This window comes from Anaerostipes hominis (ex Lee et al. 2021) (assembly GCF_002270485.1).
Taxonomy (GTDB): Bacteria; Bacillota; Clostridia; order Lachnospirales; family Lachnospiraceae; genus Anaerostipes; species Anaerostipes hominis.
On sequence record NZ_NQOG01000046.1, the window covers coordinates 1 to 4,672 of the forward strand.

Annotated in this window: 6 protein-coding genes and 1 pseudogene; 5 read left to right on the top strand and 2 right to left on the bottom strand. The window is 33.7% G+C overall.

Translation table 11 applies throughout. The annotated features are described in order from the left end of the window. Positions 1 to 230: 230 nt before the first annotated feature. Positions 231 to 479 (bottom strand): hypothetical protein, encoded by a 249-nt coding sequence (locus CI597_RS17345; protein ID WP_024727455.1) that lies wholly within the window; start codon positions 477 to 479, stop codon positions 231 to 233. An 89-nt stretch (positions 480 to 568) separates the two neighbouring features. Here CI597_RS17345 and CI597_RS17350 point away from each other — a divergent pair, with 89 nt between their 5' ends. The 3 genes from CI597_RS17350 (at position 569) to CI597_RS17360 (ending at position 1,739) form a co-directional block, all read left to right on the top strand. Continuing rightward, positions 569 to 823, top strand: a complete 255-nt coding sequence (locus tag CI597_RS17350) for a hypothetical protein (protein ID WP_034549329.1) — start codon at positions 569 to 571, stop codon at positions 821 to 823. An 84-nt stretch (positions 824 to 907) separates the two neighbouring features. Then, positions 908 to 1,504, top strand: a complete 597-nt coding sequence (locus tag CI597_RS18880) for a hypothetical protein (RefSeq protein ID WP_024727457.1) — start codon at positions 908 to 910, stop codon at positions 1,502 to 1,504. Next, positions 1,494 to 1,739, top strand: a complete 246-nt coding sequence (locus CI597_RS17360; RefSeq protein WP_024727458.1) for a DUF6718 family protein — start codon at positions 1,494 to 1,496, stop codon at positions 1,737 to 1,739. The genes CI597_RS18880 and CI597_RS17360 overlap by 11 nt, the downstream gene beginning before the upstream one ends. Positions 1,740 to 2,774: 1,035 nt before the next feature. Here CI597_RS17360 and CI597_RS17880 read toward each other — a convergent pair. Beyond that, positions 2,775 to 3,014, bottom strand: coding sequence for a hypothetical protein (locus CI597_RS17880; RefSeq protein WP_143266103.1), 240 nt, complete (start codon positions 3,012 to 3,014; stop codon positions 2,775 to 2,777). A gap of 519 nt (positions 3,015 to 3,533) precedes the next feature. On the opposite strand from CI597_RS17880, the gene CI597_RS17370 reads away from it, so the two are divergent. Together CI597_RS17370 and CI597_RS19795 are read left to right on the top strand one after the other, a co-directional pair. Continuing rightward, the gene (locus CI597_RS17370; RefSeq protein ID WP_024727460.1) at positions 3,534 to 4,271 is read left to right on the top strand and encodes a zinc ribbon domain-containing protein; all 738 of its coding nucleotides are present in this window, start codon (positions 3,534 to 3,536) and stop codon (positions 4,269 to 4,271) included. A 264-nt stretch (positions 4,272 to 4,535) separates the two neighbouring features. Further along, positions 4,536 to 4,672: pseudogene (locus CI597_RS19795) on the top strand (IS256 family transposase); the annotation flags it as partial.

Consider the following 4,672-nt stretch of genomic DNA (forward strand, 5'->3'; position numbering starts at 1 on the left):
ACTGCTTGCCATGGCAAGAAACATAAATAAGCTTCATAATAAGATTCAAAATGGCAGAACCGGAACGTATTTATTCCCATTAAAAAGCGCCTGAATTTAGACATTTCAAAATAAATTTTTAAGCCATTGAAAATGGCTTATTAAAGTGCGCCATTATTATCAAATGATTGAATAAATCTGTGGTTCCGATTGGATTTCATGCCAAAAGCAGCAAAAATGAAGCTGCCGCTTCACGAATTTTCATTCGTTAAAGCGACAGCCCCAACATTTTTATTTTGATGAATTCTATACCACTCAGAAACGGTTAAGTTGCCATTTGTTGTGATGATGCGATTTCCGTTTTCTGTGAGATACACAACCCGACCAACTAGGTTTTCTCCCGTTGCGGCATCCACGCCCTTGATCTTTTGACCTCTGGGATGAATCGCTTGATAGGATGTCGATTCCTTGGTGCGATCTTTAAAATAGTCTTTTTCCATGTTATCTCCTTTTTTAATACTCTGATCGTAGTATAACAAAAAATAATTCTTATTCATACTATTTATGAAAATAGAAAGGATGAGGCGTTATGGATCAGAAGTTAAACAATGGAAAGATTTTTGTAGAAATACCGGATTTCGAGCATGGCAATGTGCCTGTTTCCTTAGCAGCAAAGGTCATGCACAAAGATGTTTTGTTTGTTCGATTGGGGCTGCAGCAAGGAGAGCTGCCATTTGGCAGTGCTTTTGTGAAGGAAGGAAGCAGTCAATATGACTATTATATTTCTCCATTTTTATTTTGGCAGTATACCGGTTATGTCTATAGAGGAGATGACTGCGTTTAAAAAAGAGAAGCAGCACGCTTTTCTTTTTTTTGTGCTTTATGATATAATAGCGCATAAACTATTTGAATAAAGGTGGTGAACAGGATGGACTTATTTATTCCAAAAGAGACCTTAGACATATTATCTTATAAATCAACGTTGGGAAGAAGTTTAAAACAAATTTCACTTCGGAATACCCCATTACAGCGAATATTAGAAGATATAGAGAGATATCGTGCCAGCTATATTGATGTATTGGTACAGGAGAATTTAATCGGTTCGAGATTTAAAAGTGATGATTCTATCATTCGAAAATATGAAAAAACGATTAGAACCGGCGGCGGATTCAAACAGTGTTTTAATGACATTCTTGGATTCAGACTTAGATTCGAACAATATCCTGAAGACTATCCGGATTATTTTAGAGTTGTAGATTTGAGAAAAGGGAAAAAGATTGACGATGGTTATCGTGCCATTCACTTGTATTACCAAAGAGATAATCTGGCATATCCAATAGAAATTCAGTTGTGGTGTGGAAAAGATTATTTATTTAACATTTGGAGCCATAGATACGTTTATAAATATAAAAATGCTGAAATAGGGAAAATACTTTATAAGGAATATGATGATAAAATAATTAGTAGTGAAAAAGATTTTTTGGAACGTCTAAATTATTGGGAAGGAGAGATAAATGGGAGATAAAAATATTTATATTGTTGCGAAGATCTTTGATAGGCAGGGATGCTTAGCATATAAGTGTAAAACCGTGAATGAAGCACGTTGTTTACCAGGCACTTTAGAGGCTTTGCGGGCAGATGGAGTTCAGATTGTCATCCTTGATAGTCCAGATATTTATTCGGAATATGAACCTTATCAATATGTAGCGGATATGAAAGAATTTATCGATATGGTTAGTAATATGAATCGTTCTGCGTAAGAGACAGTGATTGATGAAGATGTACGAGTTAGAGTTCGTTAATAGCATCTTAATAAGAAATGTTCTCCATTGCTATCATTTGCTTTCAATAGGAATGTATAGGTGACATATAGGTTACAAAAACGACGCAAACCCCCCCTGTTTATGCGGATTGTAAGCTTCGATTGAGGAGAGCGCCAAAGAAGGTAAGTTCTAGTTAAAAGTTCAAAAATATATCAAGAAATGGCTTAAAACCGTGGTTTTTAGGTCATTTCTTTTTTTATACAAACAATATGGAAGGAACTGTATAAAAACTGCAAAATCACTTTCGTATGTTACTTATATGTTACACTTGGGTTAAGCAGACACTTACTGTATCCTATATAATAGGAAAAGCATTTTGGATCAAAAAAGAAGAACTATGGTATATCACAGTGTTCCTTAATTCATTATGAAAGTATTTTTAATATAAATAGTATGGAAAAATAGGAGTTATTTAAGAATTATGTATGAAGGACTTAAAATAAATATATAATACAAAGAAAACGAACGAAGAATGACAAGCCTAGAAACTGCTCTGGGGTGTTTCCTCGACAGCTATATATGATTGGATGGGAACCTTTCCTATAAAGGTCGCTATCGCTTAGGTAACCAATTCATATTTAGGCATCCGGCAGTATTATTCACCGTAAAAGATAAAAATCGTTGTCGGCTTTTTCCTCCTTCATACTTAGCATGATAAAAACTGTGATTTTTATGGATTTTTTCGTAAGATCCCTTTTGGAAGAAGCTGAAAGCGATGAGTTAAATGGCTTCAAATCATGGGATAATGATGGTATAATTAAGTCGTAATTTAAGGAAAGTATAACAATTAAGTTAAAATTGTGTAGAAGACTAAGAATAGTGTATGGTGTATAGTTAAAAGCGTATAAATTTGTTCAAAAGAGTATGTGACCGAATCCGGTCATACACTCCTCTTACTATTATCCTGAAAATGAGGGTTTGTCCTCTTTTGTTTATTTATAGATTACAGATCACAAAGTTTTTTTAGCAAAGTTATTGAATCCGATAATAATTCCAATACGCCTCTATAAAATCCATTAATTCTTGTAATTCTTCCGGATCAGGTAAAAGACCGGCAACCCTTTTTCGCTTTTTCCCTGGTGCGTAATAATGGATTAAAATCTGATACCTTGGCTTAAATGAACGTGGCCCAGATACATCATTCTTTTTAACTTCTGTGATCCAATCCCAAGATATATCATTACCTCGTACGCTGATTTCTTTTTCGTTCATATAAAGTTGTGGTATTTTTCTTCTGCAATAATAGATTAATTGTAGGGCGCCTATGCCGAAGAACAGAAAACAAAAAATGGGAAAAAATAATCCAAAAGAACTAAGATGAACATTTCTGATGATACACAGAATGCCAATATCCAAAAGAACTAAAAAGAAGATGTTTATCAGATCTCCTTCATTATCATTCCAACAAAATTCAATTCCATTTTCTCAAAATTTCTGCATAGTTCTCACTCCTAATGATTTTTCTTTAAATTATTATATACCGCAGAGGAAATGGCGTCTATCTGCATCCCATAGTTAAAATAGATTTTTAGGGTTACGAAAGAAAATCTCTTTTCGACATACTAAGAATTAAGAAGGCAAGGATCTAAGGAATGGCTTAAAAACATTGGTCTGAACCAAAAGAGAAAGGAAGTTATTAAAAATTACTATCATCCATATCCAGCCTTTTTCTATATCCAAATCATATGTTATAATATAATTACGACAAAAAAGAATTCGGAGGGAGAAAAATTGATTTGTCCGAAGTGCGGGAAAGAAAGTGTAGAAGATGCTTTGTATTGTGAGTGGTGTGGCACCCATTTGAAAAATAAAGAGATTTGTCCGAAATGTGGGAGAGGGAGTGTTGAGGGTGCCTTATATTGTGAATGGTGTGGTACATCTTTAGAGCCTAAAACCAGTCACAAAATCTATCTCATTTACAACAATAAAAAAAAGTATAAGAGTTCTATTTTGATAACTTTAGCATTTGTGTTGGGCGGATTTTTTATATTAAGTAACAGCAATGAAGAGTTAGCGGAATATCACATTAAAGGGCCGGGTCGATTCCTTACTGGAAATCCTCTCGGTTTAAGATTGGTTGGATGGATTCTTCTTATTGTATCTATGCTGATACTGATATTATATTTATATGGTTACAAAAAGCAAACGACCAAACCCATTATTAAATTAGATGCAGAAGGTATAGAGAGTTATTTTCGTAGTAATGGTTTTATAGGAAAGATTTGTTGGAATGAGATTACAAATTTATATCTTACATATGTGCAAGGTGCAAGATACTTAATCATTGATTTTAAAACTAAAAAAGAGGTATACGAAGCTTCAAGAAAATATGGATTGTTCGATAACCACTCGATTAAAAAAAGAGATTTAAAGTCAACATGCTTATCATTGGGTATGGTAGATATGAGTGATGAAGAAATTATGGATGTTATATCTACATTTCAACAAGAGTATAAAAAGAAAACTTGATACAATCTTAATGTGTCTCTATAAAAACAGATAATAGATTTTTAAATAATATAGGGAATTGACTAAAGGCCTAATCTGCTTCTATAAGCTGATTTTAGAATCCAGCTTATAGAAGATCATTTCTTATAGAAAAGGAGGCAATAAAGAAATCACTATAGATCATTCTTATGAACATCATACCAGAGTGTGTGAAACTTTTTCTGTAAAATAGAACTTAGAAGGTTCTTCTATGATAAAATAAAAATCATAGGAGGGCCTTTTATTATGGCAAGAGAAAAGAAACCAGTACACAAAGTACAAATGACGGAAGGGAAACGCAACATCATCCATCAGCTCCTGGAGGAATACCATATCCAAACAGCACAAGATATTCAAGATGCCCTGAAAGATCTCCTTGGCGG